The following is a 22734-nucleotide window of genomic DNA, read 5'->3' as shown; positions in this document are numbered from 1 at the left end:
TCATGTACTTACCCATCGATCTGGGCTATCCGTGCCAAAAATGTCTGCGCCAATTCGACAAAGAAAATCACTGTCGGGGCAGAAATGAAAACAGGCGATATGCCTGTGGTGGCTGATTATAGCAGCAGCCACAATGTTGCCGCCAGAGGGCGAATAGCAGCATAAGCGGGAAGTGTCAGGCGAAACCGGGAACAGAACCGTAAGATTAATCTGAGTGAGGCACCTGAACAAGCCGATCGGCCGCACGGTTGTTGTATCGATCCCGGCATTTACCGACAATAGTCGGCGATTTGACTTAGATGTCGCCTTTACGCCACCGTTAGCAAAAAAGTGTGGCTATGATGATGGTGTTGCCTTGCCGTAAGAGCAGGCAAAGAAGATTAATGAGTGCCCTGCGGAAAAGGGGCCGGCATGATTAACAGGAGTACCCGTGCCACGATTTCATATTTATTGTATGGCCAGCCTGCTGCTTGCCGCGCCTTCCCTTGGGGCTGCGACAGTACGATTGCAGGTAGAAGGGTTAACCGGGGATTTGCAAAAAAATGTCAGAGCGCGCTTGTCCACCATTGGCAGCGATGAGGTCTCAAATGATGGCCGTTTCCGCGCGCGCGTTTCGGAAGCGGTAAAAGAAGGGCTGCGTGCACTGGGTTATTATGAACCCGATATCGATTTTGAATCACGTCCGGCACCTGCACAGGGCGGCCGCCCAGTATTGATTGCCCATGTGAAGCCGGGAGAGCCGGTAAGAATCGGCGGCAGCACCATTGTGGTTGAAGGCGATGCCAGAAACGATGCCGATTACAAAGCCTGGGTTGAACAAGGCCGCCCGAAAGTCGGCACCCAGCTGAATCACGGCCAGTATGACAAATTCAAAAGCGGTTTTTCCAACCTTGCTCTTCGTAACGGTTACTTCGACGGTGATTTCAAACAGAGCCAGCTCGGCATATCTGTAGAACGGCGTGAAGCCTTTTGGGATATCGATTACGACAGCGGCCCGCGCTATCGTTTTGGCGACGTGACGTTCGAAAAATCGCAAATCCGTGACGAATACCTGCGCAATCTGGTGCCCTTCAAAAAGGGCGATTACTACAGCTCACGTGATTTAGCCGAACTCAACCGTCGTCTTTCTGCAACCGGTTGGTTTAATTCCGTGGTGGTGGCGCCAGAATTTAATGAAGGCCGAAAAACCAAAGTGCTGCCGCTGAGCGCGGTGGTGTCGCCACGTACCGAAAATACCATTGAAACCGGTGTTGGCTATTCCACTGACGTCGGTCCCCGTCTGAAAGGCACCTGGAGAAAACCCTGGATAAACGATCGGGGTCATAGCCTGGTAGCCAGCGCCTATGTGTCTGCACCGGAGCAGCAGCTCGATCTCAGCTATAAAGTTCCCCTGCTGAAAAGTCCGCTGGAGCAGTATTACACCTTCTCGGGCGGGTTGAAGCGTACCGATCTCAACGACACGCAATCTGATACATCAACGTTAGCCGTTTCGCGTAACTGGGACAGCAGTTCCGGTTGGCAAAGAGCGGTTAACTTGCGCTGGAGCCTCGATCACTTTACCCAAGGCAGCGTCACTAACACCACAATGTTGCTCTATCCGGGCGTTAGCGTGAACCGCACCCGTTCGCGTGGCGGCCTGATGCCAACCTGGGGCGATTCACAGCGCTATTCCGTGGACGTCTCTGACACAACCTGGGGCTCAGACGTAGATTTCCTGATCCTTCAGGCACAAAACGTCTGGATCCGTACCTTGGGCGATAATCACCGCTTTGTCGCACGCGGTAATGTTGGCTGGATTGAAACCAACGATTTCGAAAAAGTGCCGCCCGATCTGCGTTTCTTTGCGGGGGGCGATCGCAGTATTCGCGGTTACAAATACAAAGATATCTCTCCGCGTGATGATGACGGCAAGCTAACGGGCGCATCAAAAATGGCGACAGGATCGCTGGAGTATCAATACAACGTGACAGGAAAATGGTGGGGTGCGGTCTTCGTCGATTCTGGTGAAGCCGTTAACGACATCAAACAGAGTAATTTCAAAACTGGCGCAGGTGTTGGCGTGCGCTGGTCATCGCCGGTAGGGCCGATTAAGTTCGACATTGCCCGACCGATTGGCGATCGCGAGGAACATGGTTTGCAATTTTACGTAGGACTGGGGCCTGAACTATGAAGCTGTGGAAAAAGGTCCTGATAGGTATTCTGATCTTTCTGGTGCTGTTAGTGGGTGGTGTGGCATTTCTGATTGGCACCACACCAGGTTTACATCTGGTGCTAAATGGCGCATCACGCTGGGTGCCGGGCTTGTCGATCAAACAGGTCGAAGGCGGCTGGCGTAATCTGTCGATTAACGGTCTGCGTTATGAAATGCCCGGCGTCAGCGTTGATGCTGGCAATATCCATTTAGCGGTGGATTTAAATTGCCTGCTGCACTCGTCGGTGTGCGTTAATGACGTCACGCTCAAAGATATTAGCGTGGTGGTCGACAGCAAAAAAATGACGCCATCCAGCGCGCCACCGCCAGAAGAAGAGGGCGGTAGCACCAATCTCAGCACGCCTTATCCGATCACCTTGCGCCATCTTGGCCTGCACAACGTCAATGTCAAAGTGGATGATACAGCGATTTCGCTGATGGATTTCACCACCGGCTTGCAGTGGCAGGATCGGGCGTTAACGTTGAGTCCAACCCATATTCAAAGCCTGCTGATCGCCTTACCAAAAGCGGCGAAAGTGGCTAATGAGCAGGTGATTCAGCCCAAAGTTCAGCAACCGCAGCCAGATGAGAAACCGCTGGGTGAAACGCTGCAGGCGATGTTTGCCAAACCGCTACTGCCAGAGCTACCCGATTTTCAGCTGCCGCTGGATATTGATGTGCAGACGATCCTGGGCGAACAGCTGCGCATTACTGGCGACACCGATATTTCCGTTAAACGCCTGCTGGTAAAAGCGAAAACCACCGATCGCCAGATGCAGCTGCACACGCTGGAGGTTGATTCTAATCTGGGGCAGCTCAACGGCAGCGGTCAGGCTACGTTAGCGGATAACTGGCCGGTGGATTTCTCGCTCAACGGCACGGCAAACGTGGATCCGCTTAAAGGCGAAAACATCGTATTGAAGCTAAACGGGGCGATGCGTGATGAATTGACGTTAGCGCTGAATTTATCCGGCCCGGTGCGTGCGCAACTTGATGCGACCACGCAACCAGCGGTAGCGGGTTTACCCCTTTCGCTGAAACTTACCAGCCCACAGTTGCGTTGGCCGTTAACCGGTCCGGTGTTGTATCAGGCTGACAATCTTGATTATCAATTCAAAGGCAAAGCCACTGATTACGTGATGTCGCTGCGTACCGCAGTGAAAGGCGAAGCGGTGCCACCAGCAACGATCTCGCTCGACGGCAAAGGCAACGTGCAGCAGTTTAGTCTGGATAAATTGCGTGTCGCCGCGCTGCAAGGCAACGTCGATCTCACCGCGCTGGTGGATTGGAGCAAAGCGATCAGCTGGCGCAGTGAATTGACCTTGTCAGGAATTGATACTGCAAAACAGTATCCCGATTGGCCGGCGAAGCTGGATGGTAAGATCGCTACGCGCGGCAGCCTGTATGGCGGAACCTGGCAAGTCAGCGTGCCGCAGTTGCAGTTGAAAGGAAACGTGAAGCAAAACGCAGTAACCGCAGACGGCTCACTGAGCGGCAACAGCTACAATCAATGGACGGTGCCCGGTATCAAGCTGGCATTAGGCCGCAACCATTTAGACGTAAAAGGTGCGCTAGGCGATACGGTAAACCTTGACGCAACCATTGATGCGCCACAGCTCAATAATGCCTTGCCGGGCTTAGGCGGCGTGGTGAAAGGCACCCTTAAAGCACGCGGAACATTGCAGGCGCCACAGGTATTGGCTGACCTCAATGCCACCGGTTTGCGTTGGCAACAGTTGCAAATCAACCGCGTTACGCTGAATGGCGACGTGCGTTCCAGCGATCAAATCGCGGGTAAGCTGCAATTACGCGTTGAACAGCTTAAACAGGATGCCTTGAGCATTAACCTGTTGACGCTGAACGCCGACGGTAACGAAAAGCAGCATCAGCTCAAACTCGATGTTCAGGGTAAACCGGTTTCCGGTCAGCTGGCGTTGAGCGGCAGCTTTGATCGCCAGCAGCAGCGTTGGAAAGGCTCACTGAACAACACGCACTTCGACACGCCAGTAGGCGAATGGCGACTGACACGGGCGATGGCGATCGATTATCTCAACGCCAAACAAACCGCCACCATTGGCGCGCATTGCTGGCAGAACCCCAATGCGCAGTTGTGCGTGCCGGAGCCGATTGAAGCGGGCCCGAGCGGAAAAGCGCATGTGGTGCTTAATCGCTTTGATCTGGCCATGATCAAACCGTTTATGCCCGATGCGACCAAACTCAACGGCGTGTTCAGCGGTGATGTGCGCGTAAACTGGAGTGCTGACGGTAGCTTGCCAACCGGCACAGTGGCATTGAAGGGTAATGGCGTCAAAGTTGAGCAGGATGTGCAGGGCAACACGCTGCCAATTGCCTTCGATACGCTTAATCTAAATGCCGCACTGCGCAACGGTCGCGCGCAGCTTGACTGGCTGATTCGCATCGCGAATAACGGTCAGCTCGATGGCAATGTCCAAATCAACGATCCTGAAAATCGCCGTACGCTGGGCGGTAACGTCAACATTCGCAATATTTCGTTGGCGATGATCAATCCGGCCCTGATGCAGGGCGAGCAGATCAAAGGCAAGCTCAACAGCAGTTTACGCCTTGGCGGCAGCGTGCAGCAGCCGCAGGTGTTTGGTCAGCTTGGCCTGCAGGATGTCGATGTTGATGGCAGCTTCATGCCCGTTGATCTCACTGCGGCGAACCTAAACCTGGTGTTCAATGGCATGAGTTCAACGCTCAATGGGTTGATCCAAACCGCGCAGGGTAACATCAACCTGAATGGTAATGCTGACTGGAGCCAGCTGGATAACTGGCGCGCCCGAGTCGCCGCGCAGGGTAGCCGCATACGCGTTACCGTGCCGCCAATGGTGCGCATGGATGTCTCACCGGATCTGGTATTCGAAGCCACACCTGCTGCTTTCAGTCTGGATGGACGTGTTGATATTCCCTGGGCGCGTATCACGGTGCAAGAAGTACCTGAAAGTGCGACCGGCGTTTCATCCGATGCAGTGATGCTGGATGAAAACCTCAAACCTATTCAGCCGAAAACCGCCTCGATTCCGATCAACAGTAATCTGGTTATTAACGTCGGCAACGATGTGCGGCTTTCTGCTTTTGGCTTGAAAGCGAAACTGAACGGCGATCTGAAACTGGTGCAGGATAAGTCAGGATTGGGATTAAACGGACAAATCAATATTCCCTCTGGTCGTTTCCATGCGTATGGTCAGGATCTGATTGTGCGTAAAGGTGAGTTGCAGTTTGCCGGACCACCCGATCAACCTTACGTCAACCTTGAAGCCATTCGTAACCCGGAAGCCACAGAGGATGATGTCACGGCGGGCCTGCGTGTTACTGGTCTGGCGGATGAGCCGAAAGTCGAGGTCTTTGCTGATCCGGCGATGTCCCAGCAGGAAGCGCTTTCTTACCTTTTACGTGGTCAGGGACTCAACAGTGATGGTGACAGTAATGCACTGACTTCAGCATTGGTTGGCTTAGGGGTTGCACAAAGTGGGCAGGTTGTGGGTAAAATCGGCGAGACATTCGGTGTCAGCAACCTTGCCCTTGATACCGCAGGTGTTGGCGACAGCCAGCAGGTGCAGGTCAGCGGTTATGTGCTGCCGGGTCTACAAGTAAAATACGGTGTTGGCATTTTTGATTCACTGGCGACGTTAACCTTGCGTTACCGCCTGATGCCCAAACTCTATCTGGAAGCCGTGTCCGGCGTGGACCAGGCTCTCGATTTGCTCTATCAGTTTGAGTTTTAGCAATGCGAATAATTGTTTACGGCAGTTTAAGGCGCAAACAGGGAAACAGTCATTGGATGACGAACGCGCAATGGCTGGGTGATTACCCGATTGAGGGCTTCGAGCTCTACAGTCTTGGTCATTATCCCGGCGTCATCCAGGGCAATGGAACGGTACACTGCGAAGTGTACCGCATCGATGCTTCCACTCTTGGCGAGCTGGATGCGCTACGTACCAAGGGTGGAGAGTACAAACGTCATCTCATGCAGACGCCGTTTGGCAGTGCATGGCTTTATGTTTATCAACGCTCGGTGGCTGGACGCCAGCGTATCACCAGCGGCGACTGGCTAAAGCGCGATGAGGAACCAGAAGCCTAAACAAAAACACCGTCCAGTTGGACGGTGTTTTTTTATGGCTCGGCAACAGAATTATTTCTTCTGAGCGCGCTCATAAGAGGCAATGATTTCTGCTTTCGCAGCTTCGGCGTTATCCCAGCCGTCAACTTTCACCCATTTGCCTTTTTCCAAATCTTTGTAGTGCTCAAAGAAGTGGGTGATCTGTGCGCGCAGCAGTTCTGGCAGGTCGTTCACATCTTTGATGTGATCGTACTCTTTAGAGAGTTTGGTGTGCGGAACCGCAACCAGTTTGGCATCTTCGCCAGACTCGTCGGTCATTTTCAGCACGCCAACTGGACGGCAGCGGATTACGGAGCCTGGTACCAGTGGATATTGGGTCGGTACCAGCACGTCAACCGGATCACCATCCAAAGATAAGGTGTGGTTGATGTAGCCGTAGTTGCACGGATAGAACATGGCGGTAGACATAAAGCGGTCTACAAACAGGGCACCAGACTCTTTATCAACTTCATATTTGATCGGATCGGCATTGGCCGGGATCTCAATGATTACGTAGATATCTTCTGGCAGGTCTTTACCTGCTGGCACCTGGTTCAAACTCATCGGGCATTCCTTCAGTAGTCGTATGTTGAGTGTCGGCTATTATAGCCAACTGACTCTGAAAGTATGCCCCCTTTTTGGCGTTTCGGAATGCGCCTCAACGCTACTTCTGCGTGACAAACAGCGAGACAATGCCCGCAGCTATCAGTGGTCCGACCGGTACGCCGCGAAAGAAGGCTACGCCAATCACTGTGCCAATGAGCAATCCGCCAATAATGGTAGGGTTCAGACTCATTAAACTCACGCCACGTCCACCGAGCCAGGCAACAAAAATGCCCACCACAATCGCCACAAGTGATTGCCAGTTAGCAAAAGATTTAATCAGGCTTGAGGCGGGCAGTGAACCGCTGGCCAGCGGGGCCATCACAGCAACGGTAAGAATAATAATGCCCAACGTGATGCCCTGTTTTTCCACATAGGGGAAAAATTGTGCCAGGGGCGTAATTTTGATCACCAGTAAAATCAGAATGGAAATCGTCACGGCGCTGTTGTGGACGAAATAACTGAGGACGGCAAGGCAGATTAAAATAAAAGTCGAGGCATAAGCAGCCATGTTTTCTCCCTGAAAATGGATGAGTGTGCCAACCCATGTCAGCACATACGCGATTTTACCGCGTCCATTTATCAACAATCATCAGGGTTGGCGCAACTCCCATTATTCATTGATTGCAGCAACATCGCCTGATTACGCACCACACTGACGCTTTGCGCGCTGAGCGACACCGTGCCCAAGGTGCCCTGATCGCGATAACGGCTGCGACCGGCGTCCAGCCAACTGTCGCGATAAGTTAGCCAATTACGCTGTGCAGCACGTAATTTGGCTTTAGGCTCACCACTCAATTTTTTCATCAGTTTCCCATACTGATTATTCAACTCTTTGTCCCAGGCTTGATTTGCATCGCCGTAGCATTGCGTCATTGCTGAGGTTGTGGATGCGCCTTCCATGCAGTGATCCAGCGTATCGTCAATCGCGGATTTCTGCGCCATCGCGCTGCTGCTAACGAGAGTCAGCGCCAAAGGAAGCCATTTTTTCATTGTCATTCTCTTTCTAAATGATGAGGCAGAGTTCAGCTTGATTGATGTATCTGTGATGGTCAAGCAGCTGACCATCTATCAAGGTTAAAGTTTCGCCACGTAATAGCCGATACCTTTCCCGTTTTAGGGCTTTTGGATTTTTTTGCCTTTACTACACACATGGAATCTATCGAGATGAAACAGTTATCACTACGCACCGGGTTGCTGGCTATGCTGGCATTTATGACACTGCTGCTGTTGGCGGTGAGTTTTATGGGAATTGTGGCAATCAACAAAGGGAACCGATCGCTGGATGTAATCAATCGCATTCAGGGCATCGAATTGAACAATCTTTACCAGAGCAATGCTGAGCTGATGCGCGCCCGCACTTTAGCGGCGCTGGCCGTGCGAAAAATTGAAATTGGTTTGCTGGACGAGGGCGCAGTCGTGACGAAACAGGCGCAAGCCGATGTCATCGATTCGCAAAAAAGTCTAAAACAGTTTATTGATGCGGGCACTGTTACTGAGCACGGCAAAAAACTGGCTGATGCGGTGGTCTCAAGCTACAAAGCCTATCTGGATCAGGGCATTACACCGATGATGAGCGCGCTGGATAAACAGTACAACGACGAATATTACCAGCTGCTGGAAGGCGATCTCCCTACGCTGGCGGACAAATACAGCAAAGCGGTGGCAGATTTTGGGCAATACGCCAATGGCGTCACCGCTGCGCAGCTGGAGCAGGCGGCCTATAACGAAACCAAGATGAAAGTGCTGATCGCCGTCGCGGTGGCGCTCTCGCTGCTGCTGTTGGTGTTGGCCTGGCAGCTGTTGCGCCGCATGTTGTTGCAGCCGCTGAACAGCGCCATCTTGCATCTGGAGCAAGTGGCGGTTGGCGATTTGTCGCACACCTTGCCGCTGGCGGGTAACAACGAATTAGGGCGTCTGAATAATGCACTGGCCGAGATGCAGCAAGCGTTACGTACCTCTGTAAATCAGGTGCGTGAAGCCAGCATGCAAATTGACGTTGGCAGCCGGGAGCTGGCGGCAGGCAATGTTCATCTCTCGCAGCGTACTGAGGAATCTGCAGCCTCGCTGGAGCAAACCGCCGCCAGTATGGAGCAGTTAACCGCTACTGTGCGCCTCAACGCCACCAATGCGCAGCAAGCGAACCAATTGGCCAAGAGCGTTTCTGATACCGCCGATCGCGGCGCGGAAGTGGTGAGTTATGTGATGGAGAAGATGAGTGAAATCACTGAAAGTGCCCATCGCATTGGTGACATTCTTAGCGTGATTGATGGCATCGCCTTCCAGACCAATATCCTGGCGCTGAATGCGGCGGTAGAAGCCGCACGTGCGGGCGAACAAGGACGAGGCTTTGCCGTCGTTGCCAATGAGGTGCGCACGCTAGCACAACGCAGTGCTAATGCGGCGAAAGAAATTCGTACCTTGATCAGTGATTCGCAGACGCGCGTTAAAGAAGGCAGCGATATGGCGACCAAAGCGGGCGAAACCATGGATGAGATTTCGGGCGAAGTGATGCGCGTGACAGCATTGATGAAAGAGATTTCGCTGGCATCTGAAGAGCAGAGTCGCGGTATCGAGCAGGTTAATCAGGCGGTGACGCAAATGGATGAAGTGGCGCAACAGAATGCGGCGCTGGTGGAGCAGGCAACGGCGGCAACGCAATCGCTTGAGGCACAATCTGAACATCTACAGGCAACGATGGCGCAATTTCGATTGCAGGAAGCCTGATACAAAAAAGGGCGCGATCATCGCGCCCTTCATGATTAACCTTGACGGCAATCTGGGAATTCGCGCAGGAAGCGCTCCACATCATTGACCATCGCTTCATTGCCACAGTAGAACGGGCAACGCTGGTGCAGTGTGACAGGAGGAATGTCCAGAATACGGTTTTGACCATCGCTGGCTTTACCGCCTGCTTGCTCCGCGAGAAACGCCATTGGGTTGCATTCGTACAGTAAACGCAGCTTACCTTTGGTATGACTGGCCGTGCTCGGGTAAAGGTAGATGCCACCTTTCAGCAGGTTACGGTGGAAATCCGCCACCAGCGAGCCGATATAGCGTGAGGTATAAGGGCGCTTGGTCTCAATATCTTCTTCCTGACAGAATTTAAGATACTTTTTCACACCCTGTGGGAAACGAATGTAATTCCCTTCGTTGATAGAATAGGTGTAACCCTTTTCTGGGTAGGTCATGCGTTCGTGGCTCAGGCAGAACACGCCGAGCGACGGATCGTAAGTAAACGCATGCACGCCACAACCGGTGGTGTAAACCATCATGGTGGATGAGCCGTAAACCACGTAACCCGCAGCAACCTGCTTGTTTCCTGGCTGCATGAAGTCAGCTTCGACAACGGGCGTGCCGGGCTCGCTCACGCGGCGATAAATCGAGAAGATGGTGCCGACAGAAACGTTAACGTCGATGTTGGAAGAGCCATCCAGTGGATCCATCAACACCACGTACTTACCGTTCTCTTCACCTTCAAAAATAACGAATTCGTCTTCTTCTTCAGACGCGATACCAGCAACAATGCCACGTGCTTTCAATGCTGCTTTCAGTTTTTCGTTGGCGAACAGATCCAGTTTCATCTGCTGTTCACCCTGAACATTTTCAACACCACTTGCGCCCAGAATATCCACTAAGCCGGCTTTGTTAATGTCGCGGTGGATGATTTTGGCCCCAAGCTTGATCGCTGAAATCAATGCGGTCAGTTCGCCTGTGGCGTGCGGAAAGTCGTGTTGCTTCTCGACGATAAATTCGCCTAACGTTTTCATAACACATTCCCTGAATCTTCGATGGAGTGGCAGCATGCGTAACAAACCACCAACGTATGCGTACGCAGTTTAGCCGATTGAACTTTAAAAACCATAGTCCTAATCCGTTTCTTCCGTCTGCGACCGGCGTTACACTGTGCGCCGAACTTTTAGGTAATGGACTTTGATATGCGCATTCACATCCTTGGGATTTGTGGCACTTTTATGGGCGGATTGGCGATGCTGGGGCGTTCGTTGGGTCATCAGGTGACGGGATCAGACGCCAACGTTTATCCACCAATGAGCACGCTGCTTGAGCAGCAAGGCATTGAATTAACAGAAGGTTACGATGTCGCCCAGCTCGATCCGGCACCGGACCTGGTGATCATCGGCAATGCGATGACGCGCGGCAATCCTTGTGTGGAAGCGGTACTGGAACGTAACATTCCTTACCTCTCCGGCCCGCAATGGTTGCATGATTTTGTCTTGCGCGATCGTTGGGTGCTGGCTGTCGCCGGAACCCATGGGAAAACCACCACAGCCGGCATGGCAGCGTGGATTCTTGAGTCTTGTGGCCTCGAACCGGGCTTCATTATCGGTGGCGTACCGGGCAACTTCGATGTGTCGGCAAAATTAGGAAAAAGTCCATTCTTCGTGATTGAAGCGGATGAGTACGATTGCGCGTTTTTCGACAAGCGTTCCAAGTTTGTTCATTACTGCCCACGCACCTTGATCCTGAATAACCTCGAATTCGATCACGCCGATATCTTTGACGATCTGAAAGCGATCCAGAAGCAGTTTCATCATCTGATCCGCATCGTGCCGGGCCAGGGCAAGATCCTGCTGCCAGAACACGATAATAACCTGAAGCAGGTGATGGCGATGGGTTGCTGGAGCGAGCAAGAGAGCGTTGGCGATAATGGTCATTGGCAGGCGAAAAAGCTGAAACCTGATGCGTCACACTGGGAAATCTATCTCGATGGCGCAAAAGTAGGTGAGGTGAACTGGGCGCTGGTTGGCGAACACAATATGCATAATGGTTTAATGGCGATCGCTGCCGCCCGTCATGTCGGTGTAAAGCCAGAAGATGCGGGCCAGGCGCTGGACAGCTTTATTAATGCCCGCCGTCGCCTTGAGCTGCGCGGTGATGTTAATGGCATCAAAGTGTACGACGATTTTGCTCACCACCCGACGGCTATTCTGGCAACGCTTGCCGCGCTGCGCAGCAAAGTCGGCGGTACGGCACGCATTCTGGCGGTGCTGGAGCCGTGTTCCAATACCATGAAAATGGGCGTGAATAAAAACGAGTTAGCCCCTTCGCTGGCACGCGCCGATGAAGTCTTCTTGTTCCAGCCGCATCACATTCCGTGGCAAGTCTCAGATGTCGCAGAAGCCTGCATGCAACCGGCACACTGCACGGCAGATATTGATACGCTGGTGGAAATGGTGGCAAAAGCTGCACAACCCGGTGATTCGATTCTGGTGATGAGTAACGGCGGATTTGGTGGGATACATCAGAAACTGCTGGATAGGTTACAAAAATAGCGTCTTAGCTCAATAAAAAGAAAAATGGCGGGTTTATTAACCCGCCATTTTTTTAACCTTCAGCTAACTCACGCAAGTACTGGAAAATCAGTCGTGCGGATTTAGGCGGCTTGTTAGCGGCTTTCTCTTTCTGCGCATTACGGATCATGCTGCGCAGCTGCTGACGATCAGCATGGGGATAGAGCGCAATCACATCTGTCATTGCGTCATCGCCTTGTTCGATCATACGGTCACGCAGCGCTTCCAGCTTATGGAACAGCGCAACCTGCTGGTTGTGGCGGTTCTTCAGCTTATCCAGCGCCTGGCGGATCGGTTCTACGTCCATGCTGCGCATGATCTTACCGATTAACTGCAATTGACGGCGGCGACCTTCTTTCTTAATTCGCCCCGCCAGTTCGATCTCGGCACGCAAACGCTCATCCAACGGAATCTTATCGAGGGCATTTTTGCCCAGATCGACCAGTTCGGCACCCAGGCGTTTTAGCTCTTCAGCATCGCGTTTAATTTCGCTCTTACTGACCCAAATAATCTCTTCATCTTCTTCTTCCTGATTATCTGGCACATCGTCGAGCCACTCATCGGGCTGTTTGGTCATTTCTGGGCTCCCAAAAAAAAGAGGCTAATCCTACCAGTTTATCGGGTGACTGCGAAATTGTTCTCTGACTCTGATAGACTCAAATTATTCAACCATAAGATTAGACGGCAGGTCGATGAACGTATCTACTCAAGTTGCAGAACAGCGTAAAGTGTTGGAACAGGCGATTGCACAGGCGCTCGAACTGGCTAAAGCAAGTACTGACAGCGCAGAAGTGGCGGTAAGTAAAACGACCGGCATCGGTGTCAGCACGCGCTACGGTGAAGTGGAAAATGTCGAATTCAACAGCGACGGCGCGCTTGGCATCACCGTTTATCATCAAAATCGTAAAGGTAGCGCTTCATCGACTGACCTCAGCCCAGACGCTATCAAGCGTACTGTGCAGGCAGCGATTGATATTGCGCGTTACACGTCCCCCGATCCCTTTGCCGGTCCGGCTGATGCCGATCTACTGGCCTATGACGCACCGGATCTCGATCTTTACCATCCGTGGGAGATCGATGCCGATCGCGCTATTGAGCTGGCCGCGCAGGCGGAACAAGCCTCGTTACAAGCGGACAAGCGCATCACCAATACCGAAGGTGGCAGCTTTAACAGCCACGTCGGGATCAAAGTTTTTGGCAACAGCCACGGCATGCTGCAAAGCTATTGCTCAAGCCGCCATTCGCTCTCCAGCTGTGTGATTGCTGAGCAGGATGGCAACATGGAGCGTGATTACGCTTACACCATTGGTCGCGCTTTCGAGGATCTGAAAAGCCCTGAATGGGTCGGTGCAGAATGCGCACGGCGTACGCTGTCGCGTCTGGCACCGCGTAAACTTTCTACCATGAAAGCGCCGGTGATCTTCGCCCCTGAAGTCGCGACCGGCTTGTTTGGTCATTTGGTTGGCGCTATCAGCGGCAGCAGCGTTTACCGTAAATCCACTTTCCTGTTGGATTCACTGGGTCAGCAAATCCTGCCTGAATGGCTCACCATTCATGAGCAGCCGCATCTGCTGAAAGGGCTGGCTTCTACGCCGTTCGACAGCGAAGGCGTGCGCACCCAGGCGCGTGACATCATCAAAGAAGGTGTGCTGCAAACCTGGCTGATGACCAGCTATTCCGCACGTAAGTTAGGTTTAACCAGCACCGGTCACGCGGGCGGCATTCATAACTGGCGCATCGCCGGACAGGGCCATAGCTTTGACGATTTACTGAAGCAAATGGGTACTGGCTTAGTGGTAACCGAGCTGATGGGGCAAGGCGTGAGCGCCATTACCGGCGATTACTCACGCGGTGCCGCAGGATTCTGGGTGGAAAATGGTGAGATTCAGTATCCGGTAAGCGAAATCACCATCGCCGGTAATCTCAAGGATATGTGGCGCAACATGGTCACTGTCGGTAACGATATCGAAACCCGCAGCAATATTCAGTGCGGCTCGGTATTACTGCCTGAGATGAAAATTGCCGGGCAATAAAGACATCGATTCCTGAAAGCAGCCAATTGGCTGCTTTTTTTTGACCACAATAAAAAGGAAAAAACGATGCGTAAGCATGTGATTGCAATGTTGTCTCTCTCTCTGCTCTTCTCCAGCGCCAGCCTCTACGCGGCTGAGTTGGAACACGATATGGACACGCTGAATGCCAATCTTAAAATCGTCAAGAAAACTGACGATGCGCAGGAGATGCAAAAAGCGTTAAGTGAAATGCGTTCGGCGGCGCAGGATGCGAAGAAATCAACGCCAGAAAAACTGGAAGGCCAACCGGCTGACAGTGCACAGATCAAAGATTTCCATGCGGGTCTGGATTCGCTAATTGCTCAGATCGACGTGGTGAACGAGCTGGCAAAATCAAACAATATTGATGGCGCCAAAACGGAAGCAAAAAAGCTGGACGATATTCGCACGGCTAACCATAAGAAGTTTCGCTAATTCCTGTGCCGGTCGTCTGACCGGCTTTTTTTTGTCATAACTTTTGCTTATTTCCTCACGGTTCAACAGGTTGCCAATCGAATTCACCTGCATGACTTACGCATAATCATCGCTTCCTTTCTGCACATCACGCATAACGCGACCTTTATCACACTAAACACGCACCCTGCGATCTGGCGCACTGTGCTCACGTCGATTTCCACTTCCATCTGGAAAAGATGCGTCTCCAAAGCTTGCCTGCTTCCACGTAATTTATTTTCAACGCGAATTATCCGGTTTCAACAGGAGTAGCAAGGTGAGTAAAAACGGCGTCCAGGTGCAAGACGCACCACCGGAGGAAGTCCAGCAGCTGGCAGACAAAGTGCTGCAGCAGATCGCTGTGATCTATGCGCAACACGGTATTCAACCCAATGCGGTTCAGCAGCAAATGCTGGTTTCTCACGTACGTGCGATGGCATCACGCTCGTTAACCGGCGAGCCGCTGCCAGAGGTTGAAGCTGACTTGTTTGAGGATATCTCTCCAGAAACCATGCAACTGTCGCAGCAGGTGGTGGATCTGTTTGGCAATTTGCCGCGCGAAGAGGCGTGGTTACTGTCCGTTCATATCGAAGTGGCACGCACCCATTAATTCACCTGGCTTCACCAAAGACGGTGAAGGCTCGAAGAAAACGTTACGGGCAGAAACATCCGGCCCAGGCAGACATAACCCGAGGAACACAACATGGTAACTGTAGTGATTGGCGATCGTTTAGGTAAAGGTCAGAAAGTGGCGGCAGGCATTGAGAAAGCCGGTGGCCGGGCGGTGGTTGTTCCTGGTGTTGCGGCAGATATGAAGTTAGGCGACGTCATGAAAGCGGAAAACGCTGATTTTGGCATCTCCTTCTGTGGCAGCGGCGGCGCAGGTGCCATCACCGCACAGAACAAATATGGCTACAAAGCGAAGCACGGCATGCGTTCGATTGACGAAGGCGTTACCGCCATTAATGAAGGTGCAACCGTTTTAGGTTTTGGCTTCATGGACAAAGAAGAGTTAGGCGAGCGCTTAGTGCAGGCGTGGAACAAGAAATACGGCAGCTAACCATGAAAGAACAATACGTTACTCAGGTGACGGTGCAGGGTAAAGGCGAGACCAAAGCGAAAGCATTCGCCGATGCGCTGAGTCACGTGCAGAACCAGGTTCTGCGCGCGACGCAAAAGATTCTGTTGCGCATTGAGCCCGAAGATGTGCGGGTTTTACGTGCGCAGGAAAGCGTTAAAAACGAAAAATTCCTGTTTTTCTTTTTGGCGCGCCAACGGCGGAGCTACAGCGTTGAACTGGAGATTACCGTCAGCGTTACCGTGATCGATACCGAACAGGTTGCGTTCACGGCGGCTCCCTAAATTTACCCGTCAAATTCCAGGTTGCAGAGGTGTTAGCTTCGCGTCCCACTCCTTTACTGAGTCAACGCGTGGAGGTTCAGGCTGGCCGCCTTTAAGTAACGCAGAGTATTTGGGTAAGTGACGACAACAAAGGTAAAAAAATATGTTTTTAATCATTTTGTTTAAGTCGTTGATCATTGGTGGATTAGTGGGGGTAGGCGTTGGCGCGGGTGCGGCACGTATGTTCCATGCGCCCACTACGCAGGGCATGGGCGCTTTTCGTACCTTAGGCGAGTTGAACTCGTGTGAGGGCGATCCCGCTTCCCACTTCTCCTTTGGTCTCGGTTTTTTCTTTAACGCCTGGGCTTCTTCCGTTGCGGCGGGTTCCTTCACGCAAGATGTTGATCATCGCATCATTCCAAACTGGGGCGCGGCAGCGTTGATGGTGAAGAATCGCAACGTGGCAGAAACGCTGCACGATCCGAAAAAAATGGCTATCGCCTGCGGCATTATCGGCATGATCGTGGTGGCCTTTCTTAACTCAACCGCATCGGCGGTGCCCGCGGCATTGCAGGTCACGGCGGTAAAAGTATTAGTACCTGCAGCCAATCTGCTGGTGAACACCGTGATGCCGGTGATCTTCTGGCTGGCAGCCATCGATGCGGGCAAGAAATCGGGCTTTTGGGCCACGATTTTTGGCGGCCTGGCGCAGCTGATCATGGGCAATGCTGTACCGGGGTTGGTGCTGGGTATTCTGATTGGTAAAGGGGTAGAAGAGAGCGGCTGGAACAAAGTTACCAAAGTCATGATGTTTGTCATCGTTCTGCTGTTCGTGCTCAGCGGCTTCTTCCGTGGCTTCGACATGAAGCTGCTGCAATCTTTCCAGTTAGGCATTCCGGGCTGGCTCGATTCCATTCACAACTCCATGAGTGGCAAATAAGATGAACGAAAATAAAAGCTTCTGGTACGCCGATTGGTCCTTCCCGATTTTTGTCGGTCTGCTCTCTTCTGGCGTCTTCGCCGGTACGCACATGTATTACCTTTACGGGATCGGTGCGTTCAACGAAGTGGCGTTTGTCTCGATGCTGCGTGCCGGCATGGAAACCGGCGTCTACGGCGCGGTGGCGGCGTTTGGTGCCAGCTTCTTGTTCGCTCGCATTATTGAAGGTTCGCTGGTGGGCATTCTCGACATCGGTGGTGCGATTCAAACCGGCGTTGGCCTCGGCGTTCCGGCGCTGTTGCTGGGCGCGGGCATTGTGTTTCCAGTGGCGAATTTTGCAGCTTCGCTGGTAACCGGTTTGGTGATTGGCCTGGCGATCGGCTACCTGATCATTCTGGCGCGTAAATTCACCATCAATCAAAGCGACTCTACTTACGGTGCGGACGTGATGATGGGTGCCGGTAACGCTTCTGGCCGCTTTCTCGGCCCTTTAATCATTCTTTCTGCCATGGCGGCGTCGATTCCTATTGGATTGGGTTCGCTGCTGGGCGCGTTGCTGTTCTATCTCTGGAACAAACCGATTACCGGTGGCGCGATTCTCGGCGCGATGATTTTGGGTGCCATTTTCCCGATTGCGCTTTGATGCATCAGGCGGCTCGTCAGCGGGCCGCCGTTAAGGAGTAACCATGTTCGACTTGATTATTCGTGACGCGCGATTAAGCGATGAGCAGCGGGTCGATATCGCCGTGCTGGACGGAAAAATCGCCGCCATTGGTGATGTGCAGGGCAAAGCGAAAAGCGAACGCAATCTGGCGGGACGCTATTACCTCAGCGCAGGGTGGATCGATTCCCACGTTCACTGTTATCCCAAATCACCGATATACCATGATGAAGCCGATGCCATTGGCGTTAACCACGGCGTGACCACGGTGATTGATGCGGGCAGCACCGGCGCACAACACATTGACGACTTCTACCAGTTGACGCGTGCGGCACAAACTCAGGTTTATGCCCTGATTAATATCGCGCGTACCGGTATCGTCACCCAGAACGAACTCGCGGACATGACGCAGATTGATGGCCCCGCGGTTGAGCAAGCCGTGGCGCGCCTGCCCGATTTTATTGTTGGTTTGAAAGCCCGGATGAGCAGCAGCGTGGTGGGTGAAAACGGCATTCAACCGTTGATCAAAGCCAAGGCGATTCAAAAAGCGGTTGGCGATCTGCCGCTAATGGTACACATCGGCAATAACCCGCCCGATCTCGACGAGATTGCCGATCTGCTCACTTCTGGCGACATCATCACCCATTGTTACAACGGCAAGCCCAATCGCATTTTAACGCCGCAGGGTGAACTCAAGGCAGCCGTGAAAAATGCTCTGGCTCGTGGTGTGCGGCTGGATGTGGGGCACGGCAGCGCCAGCTTCAGCTTTGACGTGGCGCGGGTGGCCATTGCGCAGGGCATTTTACCCGACAGCATCAGCTCTGACATTTACTGTCGCAATCGCCTGAACGGCCCCGTGCATAACCTGGCGCACGTGATGTCGAAATTTTTCAGCGTGGGCATGACGCTGCCGCAAGTGATCGACTGCGTAACCTGGAAAGCTGCGGATGGCTTACGCCTGACGCACAAAGGACGCCTTGAGGTCGGTTTTGACGCCGACCTGACCATTTTTACCGTCAAAGAGGAAGCTCACCCGTTCGTCGATTCAGAAGGCGAACGGGTTGAGGGCGAGAAACATCTGATTCCGCTAGCCGCTGTTGTGGCTGGAGAGTGGATCCTGACTGAAGAAGGGAAAGCCAATGTCTCTACTATATGAAAAATATGGCCTTAAGCAGGTCATCAACGCCTCGGGGCGCATGACGATCCTTGGCGTTTCTACGCCATCAGCCGATGTCATTGATACGGTTAAGTATGGCCTCGATCACTACTTCGAAATGAAAGATCTGGTGAACAAGACCGGTGCTTATATTGCCGGTTTGCTGCAGGTTGAAGATGCTGTGGTGGTGTCTTGTGCTTCAGCTGGTATTGCGCAGAGCGTGGCAGCGGTTATTGTCAAAGACAACGACTGGCTGTTGGATAATCTGCATGCCGCGCCGCTTAACGTGCCGCACGACATCGTCGTACCCAAAGGGCATAACGTGAATTATGGCGCGCCGGTGGGCAGTATGGTGGCGTTGGGTGGCGGTAAGCTAGTGGAAGCGGGCTACAGCAATGAGTGCTCGCCTGAACAGCTGGCAGCAGCCATCACGCCGCAAACGGCAGCGATCCTCTATGTTAAATCCCATCACTGCGTGCAAAAAAGCCATCTCAGCGTTGAGCAGGCCGCCGTGGTAGCGCGTAAGCATGGTGTACCGTTAATCGTTGATGCCGCCGCTGAAGAGGATTTGCAGTGCTATTACCAGTTCGGTGCAGATCTGGTGATCTATAGCGGTGCAAAAGCCATTGAAGGCCCTACCAGCGGGCTGGTGATTGGCAAAAAGCATTATGTGGAATGGGTAAAACGCCAGAGCAACGGCATTGGCCGCGCAATGAAAGTCGGCAAAGAGGGCATTCTTGGCCTGACACAGGCGATTGAAAACTACCTGACACACGAGAAAACCAGCGGTGCGCAGATGGTAGAAAAAATGACGCCCTTCATTGAAAATCTCAACACCCTCAGCGGCGTCACAGCGCGTGTGGTGTGGGACGCCGCTGGACGAGATATTGCGCGCGCTGAAATCAAATTTGATGAGTCAGTGATCAACCAGCGCACCGGCGATCTGGTTCAGGCGCTGAAAACCGGCGACATTGCCATTTACTTCCGCGGCTATAAAGCCAACGAAGGCATCATCGAAGCTGATGTTCGCAGCGTCAGTGCCGAGCAGTTACAGGTTATTTTCACGTCTATTCAGGCACTGTTAAACGAGGCAAAAAAAGCATGACGCTGACACCCAATTTTTATCAGGATCGTTTGTGCCTCAACGTACTGGCAGGATCGAAAGAGAATGCGCGCGCCATTTGGCAAGCGGCAGAAGGGCATGTTTTGGTCGGTGTGCTGTCGAAAAACTACGCCAGCAATGAGGCGGCGATAGCCGATATGCGCGAGTACGCGGCGCTGATTGATAACGCGCTGTCAGTGGGATTAGGGGCGGGCGATCCTCATCAATCCATGATGGTGAGCGAGATTTCCGCAGTGCTGCAACCGCAGCACGTCAACCAGGTTTTCACCGGTGTGGGCACCAGCCGCGCCCTGTTGGGGCAATCACAAACTGTGGTAAATGGCTTGATTTCACCGACCGGAACGCCAGGTAAAGTCAAAATCTCTACCGGGCCGCTCAGCGCGCAAAGCAGTGATGGCATTGTGCCGATTGAAACAGCTATCGCGCTGCTGAAAGACATGGGCGGCAGCTCGGTGAAATATTTCCCGATGGGCGGATTGGAGGCTGTGGATGAGTATCGTGCGGTGGCAGAAGCCTGCGCCAAACACGATTTCTGGCTGGAACCCACCGGCGGCATCGATCTGGAAAACGTAGAAGAGATCCTGCGTATTGCGTTAGACGCAGGCGTCAGCAAAGTGATCCCACACGTCTACAGCGCGATCATTGATAAAGCCAGCGGCGAAACGCGCGTAGAAGATGTGCGCCAGCTTCTGGCGATATGCAAGAAACTGTTGGCCTGACGATCAATCTCGCGCCTTCACACACAATATGAGGGCGTACAGCAACATGGACGTTGGATTTTTCATAACCGTAAGCTAACGTTTTGGAAGCCTTTTTTCCAACTGCTGCAACAGGGACAATATTGTGAGATTTCCCAATCAACGCCTTGCGCAACTGTTTGACGCCTTGAAAAACGAAACGCTGCCGCAGGATGAGCTGGCGCGGCGCTTTGCCGTTTCAACGCGTACTGTGCGCACCGACATCACCGCGCTCAATGCGTTACTGGAGCAGCATGGCGCACAGTTTGTCCTGAATCGCGGAGCGGGCTATCAGCTAAAAGTGGACGATGCGCAGCGTTTCCAGCATCTGCAACAGCAAACCCGTTCGCCGTTGCGGGTGCCGCGAACTTCACCAGACCGGATTCGCTATCTACTGACTCGCTTTCTGACCGCCGCCTATTCACTCAAGCTAGAGGATCTGGCAGAAGAGTGGTTTGTCAGCCGCGCCACGCTTCAGAACGATATGGCTGAAGTCCGTGAATGGCTGGGGCGTTATCACCTCACCATTGAAAGCAAGCCGCATTACGGTATGAAGCTGTTTGGTAGCGAGGTCGCGATTCGTACCTGCTTAACTGACCTGCTGTGGCAAATCGATCAGGAACAACCCGACAGTCCGCTAGTGACAATTGAAGCGTTGAACCGCGGCATTTTGGCGAGCCTACAGCCGATGCTGCAACGCTGTTTTGCCTGTCACAACATTCGCCTCAGCGATGAAGGTGAGCGCTATTTGCGGCTTTACTGCGCGGTAGCGGTACGGCGGATCAGTGAAGGTTATCCGCTCAACGATCCTGGCGCGGAAGATATTGGCGATGAAGTGCGTGAAGCAGCACATGATCTGATTAATCAACTGCGCCCGCTGGTAAGCAAACCTATTTCTCCGGCGGAAGAGAACTGGCTACGGGTGAATATTGCGGCGCGGCGAATTCAGGATGTTGCGCCCAGCGCTATCAATGCCGATGATGCCGACGCGCTGGTGGATTATCTGCTCAGCTACATCAATAACCATTACAACTTCAACCTGCAAAGCGATGAACAACTGCGCGCCGACCTGCTTACGCATATCAAAACCATGATTACGCGGGTGCGCTACCAAATTCATATTCCTAACCCGCTGTTAGATAACATCAAGCAGCATTATCCAATGGCCTATGATGTGACGCTGGCGGCCGTAACCAGCTGGGGGAAATATACGCCTTACGTCATCAGCGAAAATGAAATTGGCTTCCTGGTACTGCATATCGGCGTAGGGCTGGAGCGACATTATGACGTGGGATATCAGCGTCATCCGCAAGTGCTGCTGGTCTGCGATAGCGGCAATTCAACGCTACGAATGATCGAAGCGATGCTGATGCGTAAATACCCGCAGTTGCAGGTGACGGCACGTTTATCACAGCGGGAATATGAGGCGCGCACGCGCATTGACGAAGATTTTGTCATTTCGACCATTCGTCTCAGTGAGAAAGAGAAGCCGGTGGTGGTGATGTCGCCTTTTCCCACCGGTTTTCAACTTGAGCAGATTGGCAAACTGGTGCTGGTGGATCGCACGCGTCCCTATATGTTAGAGAAATTTTTTGATGCCCAGCACTTCTTGATCGTTGATCGTCCGATGACACAGTCGCAGCTCTTCGGTCAACTCTGCAAACAGTTAGAAGCGGAAGGGTTTGTTGATGCTGAATTTTACCCGTCGGTAGAGGAGCGTGAAGCGATTGTCAGTACCATGTTGGGTGAAGGCATTGCGCTGCCACACTCGCTGGGTTTACTGGCGAAGAAAACCGTTGTCTATACCGTATTGGCTCCGCAAGGCATTGCGTGGGGCGATGATACGGCGTATGTGATTTTCCTGCTGGCGATCAGTAAAAGCGAATATGAAGAGGCGATGGCAATTTATGATCTGTTCGTGACCTTCTTGCGTGAGCGTGCGATGACCCGATTACGTGACAGCGCTGATTTTGGCAGTTTTAAAGCGGTCGCGATGGATTGTTTAAGTCGTTTGTAGGTATGCGAGAGCGGGATGCTGAGCGCATC

At 52.8% G+C, this 22734-nt stretch carries 21 protein-coding genes; 16 read left to right on the top strand and 5 right to left on the bottom strand.

Annotation, left to right across the window (positions count from 1 at the left end; translation table 11 throughout):
* The first annotated feature begins 454 nt into the window (after positions 1 to 454).
* The 3 genes from ACF2G4_RS11970 to ACF2G4_RS11960 are packed head-to-tail and all read left to right on the top strand — an operon-like array spanning position 455 to position 6293.
* On the top strand, positions 455 to 2170 hold the full coding sequence (locus ACF2G4_RS11970) for an autotransporter assembly complex family protein (protein ID WP_243079095.1): 1716 nt from the start codon (positions 455 to 457) through the stop codon (positions 2168 to 2170).
* Entirely contained in the window at positions 2167 to 5937 is a 3771-nt protein-coding gene (locus tag ACF2G4_RS11965) for a translocation/assembly module TamB domain-containing protein (RefSeq protein WP_409074881.1), read from the top strand. Before ACF2G4_RS11970 ends, ACF2G4_RS11965 begins: the two co-directional genes overlap by 4 nt.
* Positions 5938 to 5939: 2 nt before the next feature.
* Complete coding sequence (locus ACF2G4_RS11960) at positions 5940 to 6293, top strand: gamma-glutamylcyclotransferase (RefSeq protein WP_215845494.1); 354 nt, start codon at positions 5940 to 5942, stop codon at positions 6291 to 6293.
* 51 nt (positions 6294 to 6344) lie between these two features.
* Here ACF2G4_RS11960 and ppa read toward each other — a convergent pair whose 3' ends face one another.
* The 3 genes from ppa to ACF2G4_RS11945 all read right to left on the bottom strand — a co-directional run bounded on the left by ppa (position 6345) and on the right by ACF2G4_RS11945 (position 7907).
* Positions 6345 to 6875, bottom strand: coding sequence for an inorganic diphosphatase (gene ppa, locus ACF2G4_RS11955; protein WP_215845495.1), 531 nt, complete (start codon positions 6873 to 6875; stop codon positions 6345 to 6347).
* A 100-nt stretch (positions 6876 to 6975) separates the two neighbouring features.
* Positions 6976 to 7425, bottom strand: a complete 450-nt coding sequence (locus ACF2G4_RS11950) for a DUF441 domain-containing protein (RefSeq protein ID WP_215845496.1) — start codon at positions 7423 to 7425, stop codon at positions 6976 to 6978.
* A 71-nt stretch (positions 7426 to 7496) separates the two neighbouring features.
* The gene (locus ACF2G4_RS11945; RefSeq protein WP_332625836.1) at positions 7497 to 7907 is read right to left on the bottom strand and encodes a lysozyme inhibitor LprI family protein; all 411 of its coding nucleotides are present in this window, start codon (positions 7905 to 7907) and stop codon (positions 7497 to 7499) included.
* Positions 7908 to 8081: 174 nt separating this feature from the next.
* Between ACF2G4_RS11945 and ACF2G4_RS11940 the strand changes: the two genes are divergently transcribed.
* Entirely contained in the window at positions 8082 to 9641 is a 1560-nt protein-coding gene (locus ACF2G4_RS11940) for a methyl-accepting chemotaxis protein (RefSeq protein ID WP_215845498.1), read from the top strand.
* 35 nt (positions 9642 to 9676) lie between these two features.
* Here ACF2G4_RS11940 and fbp read toward each other — a convergent pair whose 3' ends face one another.
* Positions 9677 to 10684 carry a class 1 fructose-bisphosphatase gene (gene fbp / locus ACF2G4_RS11935; protein ID WP_215845499.1) on the bottom strand — a complete coding sequence of 336 codons (1008 nt, stop codon included), beginning with the start codon at positions 10682 to 10684 and terminating at the stop codon, positions 9677 to 9679.
* Between the two features lie 168 nt (positions 10685 to 10852).
* On the opposite strand from fbp, the gene mpl reads away from it, so the two are divergent.
* Positions 10853 to 12208: a UDP-N-acetylmuramate:L-alanyl-gamma-D-glutamyl-meso-diaminopimelate ligase gene (gene mpl, locus ACF2G4_RS11930; RefSeq protein ID WP_409074880.1), complete on the top strand. Its 1356-nt coding sequence runs from the start codon at positions 10853 to 10855 to the stop codon at positions 12206 to 12208.
* Between the two features lie 52 nt (positions 12209 to 12260).
* On the opposite strand, the gene yjgA is transcribed toward mpl, so the two are convergent.
* Complete coding sequence (gene yjgA / locus ACF2G4_RS11925; RefSeq protein ID WP_215845501.1) at positions 12261 to 12803, bottom strand: ribosome biogenesis factor YjgA; 543 nt, start codon at positions 12801 to 12803, stop codon at positions 12261 to 12263.
* 115 nt (positions 12804 to 12918) lie between these two features.
* Here yjgA and pmbA point away from each other — a divergent pair, with 115 nt between their 5' ends.
* From pmbA to ACF2G4_RS11870, 11 genes are all read left to right on the top strand, one after another.
* A complete protein-coding gene (pmbA, locus tag ACF2G4_RS11920; protein ID WP_215845502.1) occupies positions 12919 to 14259 on the top strand; it encodes a metalloprotease PmbA in 1341 nt (446 codons plus the stop codon).
* 66 nt (positions 14260 to 14325) lie between these two features.
* Positions 14326 to 14712: a cytochrome b562 gene (cybC, locus tag ACF2G4_RS11915; protein ID WP_215845503.1), complete on the top strand. Its 387-nt coding sequence runs from the start codon at positions 14326 to 14328 to the stop codon at positions 14710 to 14712.
* A 295-nt stretch (positions 14713 to 15007) separates the two neighbouring features.
* Positions 15008 to 15340 (top strand): glycine dehydrogenase, encoded by a 333-nt coding sequence (locus ACF2G4_RS11910; protein WP_243078856.1) that lies wholly within the window; start codon positions 15008 to 15010, stop codon positions 15338 to 15340.
* Between the two features lie 93 nt (positions 15341 to 15433).
* Positions 15434 to 15790 carry an SFCGS family glycine-rich protein gene (locus ACF2G4_RS11905; RefSeq protein ID WP_031376389.1) on the top strand — a complete coding sequence of 119 codons (357 nt, stop codon included), beginning with the start codon at positions 15434 to 15436 and terminating at the stop codon, positions 15788 to 15790.
* A 2-nt stretch (positions 15791 to 15792) separates the two neighbouring features.
* A complete protein-coding gene (locus tag ACF2G4_RS11900) occupies positions 15793 to 16092 on the top strand; it encodes a DUF4312 family protein (protein ID WP_215845504.1) in 300 nt (99 codons plus the stop codon).
* A 142-nt stretch (positions 16093 to 16234) separates the two neighbouring features.
* A complete protein-coding gene (locus ACF2G4_RS11895; RefSeq protein WP_243078857.1) occupies positions 16235 to 17011 on the top strand; it encodes a DUF4311 domain-containing protein in 777 nt (258 codons plus the stop codon).
* Position 17012: 1 nt separating this feature from the next.
* On the top strand, positions 17013 to 17654 hold the full coding sequence (locus ACF2G4_RS11890) for a DUF4310 family protein (protein WP_215845505.1): 642 nt from the start codon (positions 17013 to 17015) through the stop codon (positions 17652 to 17654).
* 43 nt (positions 17655 to 17697) lie between these two features.
* On the top strand, positions 17698 to 18828 hold the full coding sequence (locus tag ACF2G4_RS11885) for an amidohydrolase/deacetylase family metallohydrolase (RefSeq protein WP_215845506.1): 1131 nt from the start codon (positions 17698 to 17700) through the stop codon (positions 18826 to 18828).
* Entirely contained in the window at positions 18812 to 19933 is a 1122-nt protein-coding gene (locus tag ACF2G4_RS11880) for a DgaE family pyridoxal phosphate-dependent ammonia lyase (protein WP_332625834.1), read from the top strand. The genes ACF2G4_RS11885 and ACF2G4_RS11880 overlap by 17 nt, the downstream gene beginning before the upstream one ends.
* Positions 19930 to 20670, top strand: coding sequence for a 2-dehydro-3-deoxy-phosphogluconate aldolase (gene dagF / locus ACF2G4_RS11875; protein ID WP_332625833.1), 741 nt, complete (start codon positions 19930 to 19932; stop codon positions 20668 to 20670). The genes ACF2G4_RS11880 and dagF overlap by 4 nt, the downstream gene beginning before the upstream one ends.
* Positions 20671 to 20794: 124 nt before the next feature.
* The gene (locus ACF2G4_RS11870) at positions 20795 to 22705 is read left to right on the top strand and encodes a PRD domain-containing protein (RefSeq protein ID WP_243078859.1); all 1911 of its coding nucleotides are present in this window, start codon (positions 20795 to 20797) and stop codon (positions 22703 to 22705) included.
* Positions 22706 to 22734: the final 29 nt, after the last annotated feature.

The organism is Pantoea phytostimulans (assembly GCF_046118715.1).
Taxonomy (GTDB): Bacteria; Pseudomonadota; Gammaproteobacteria; order Enterobacterales; family Enterobacteriaceae; genus Pantoea; species Pantoea phytostimulans.
The sequence above is the reverse complement of the archived record's forward strand: the minus strand, read 5'-3'. Positions and strand labels throughout refer to the sequence as shown.

Bases quoted from the DNA above. Each gene is read 5' to 3' on its own strand.
- ACF2G4_RS11940 (WP_215845498.1), top strand. From the start codon at position 8,082: ATGAAACAGTTATCACTACGCACCGGGTTGCTGGCTATGCTGGCATTT.
- fbp (WP_215845499.1), bottom strand. From the start codon at position 10,684: ATGAAAACGTTAGGCGAATTTATCGTCGAGAAGCAACACGACTTTCCG.
- ACF2G4_RS11895 (WP_243078857.1), top strand. From the start codon at position 16,235: ATGTTTTTAATCATTTTGTTTAAGTCGTTGATCATTGGTGGATTAGTG.
- mpl (WP_409074880.1), top strand. From the start codon at position 10,853: ATGCGCATTCACATCCTTGGGATTTGTGGCACTTTTATGGGCGGATTG.
- yjgA (WP_215845501.1), bottom strand. From the start codon at position 12,803: ATGACCAAACAGCCCGATGAGTGGCTCGACGATGTGCCAGATAATCAG.
- ACF2G4_RS11885 (WP_215845506.1), top strand. From the start codon at position 17,698: ATGTTCGACTTGATTATTCGTGACGCGCGATTAAGCGATGAGCAGCGG.
- pmbA (WP_215845502.1), top strand. From the start codon at position 12,919: ATGAACGTATCTACTCAAGTTGCAGAACAGCGTAAAGTGTTGGAACAG.
- ACF2G4_RS11965 (WP_409074881.1), top strand. From the start codon at position 2,167: ATGAAGCTGTGGAAAAAGGTCCTGATAGGTATTCTGATCTTTCTGGTG.
- cybC (WP_215845503.1), top strand. From the start codon at position 14,326: ATGCGTAAGCATGTGATTGCAATGTTGTCTCTCTCTCTGCTCTTCTCC.
- dagF (WP_332625833.1), top strand. From the start codon at position 19,930: ATGACGCTGACACCCAATTTTTATCAGGATCGTTTGTGCCTCAACGTA.
- ACF2G4_RS11905 (WP_031376389.1), top strand. From the start codon at position 15,434: ATGGTAACTGTAGTGATTGGCGATCGTTTAGGTAAAGGTCAGAAAGTG.
- ppa (WP_215845495.1), bottom strand. From the start codon at position 6,875: ATGAGTTTGAACCAGGTGCCAGCAGGTAAAGACCTGCCAGAAGATATC.
- ACF2G4_RS11945 (WP_332625836.1), bottom strand. From the start codon at position 7,907: ATGAAAAAATGGCTTCCTTTGGCGCTGACTCTCGTTAGCAGCAGCGCG.
- ACF2G4_RS11880 (WP_332625834.1), top strand. From the start codon at position 18,812: ATGTCTCTACTATATGAAAAATATGGCCTTAAGCAGGTCATCAACGCC.
- ACF2G4_RS11960 (WP_215845494.1), top strand. From the start codon at position 5,940: ATGCGAATAATTGTTTACGGCAGTTTAAGGCGCAAACAGGGAAACAGT.
- ACF2G4_RS11950 (WP_215845496.1), bottom strand. From the start codon at position 7,425: ATGGCTGCTTATGCCTCGACTTTTATTTTAATCTGCCTTGCCGTCCTC.
- ACF2G4_RS11970 (WP_243079095.1), top strand. From the start codon at position 455: ATGGCCAGCCTGCTGCTTGCCGCGCCTTCCCTTGGGGCTGCGACAGTA.
- ACF2G4_RS11900 (WP_215845504.1), top strand. From the start codon at position 15,793: ATGAAAGAACAATACGTTACTCAGGTGACGGTGCAGGGTAAAGGCGAG.
- ACF2G4_RS11890 (WP_215845505.1), top strand. From the start codon at position 17,013: ATGAACGAAAATAAAAGCTTCTGGTACGCCGATTGGTCCTTCCCGATT.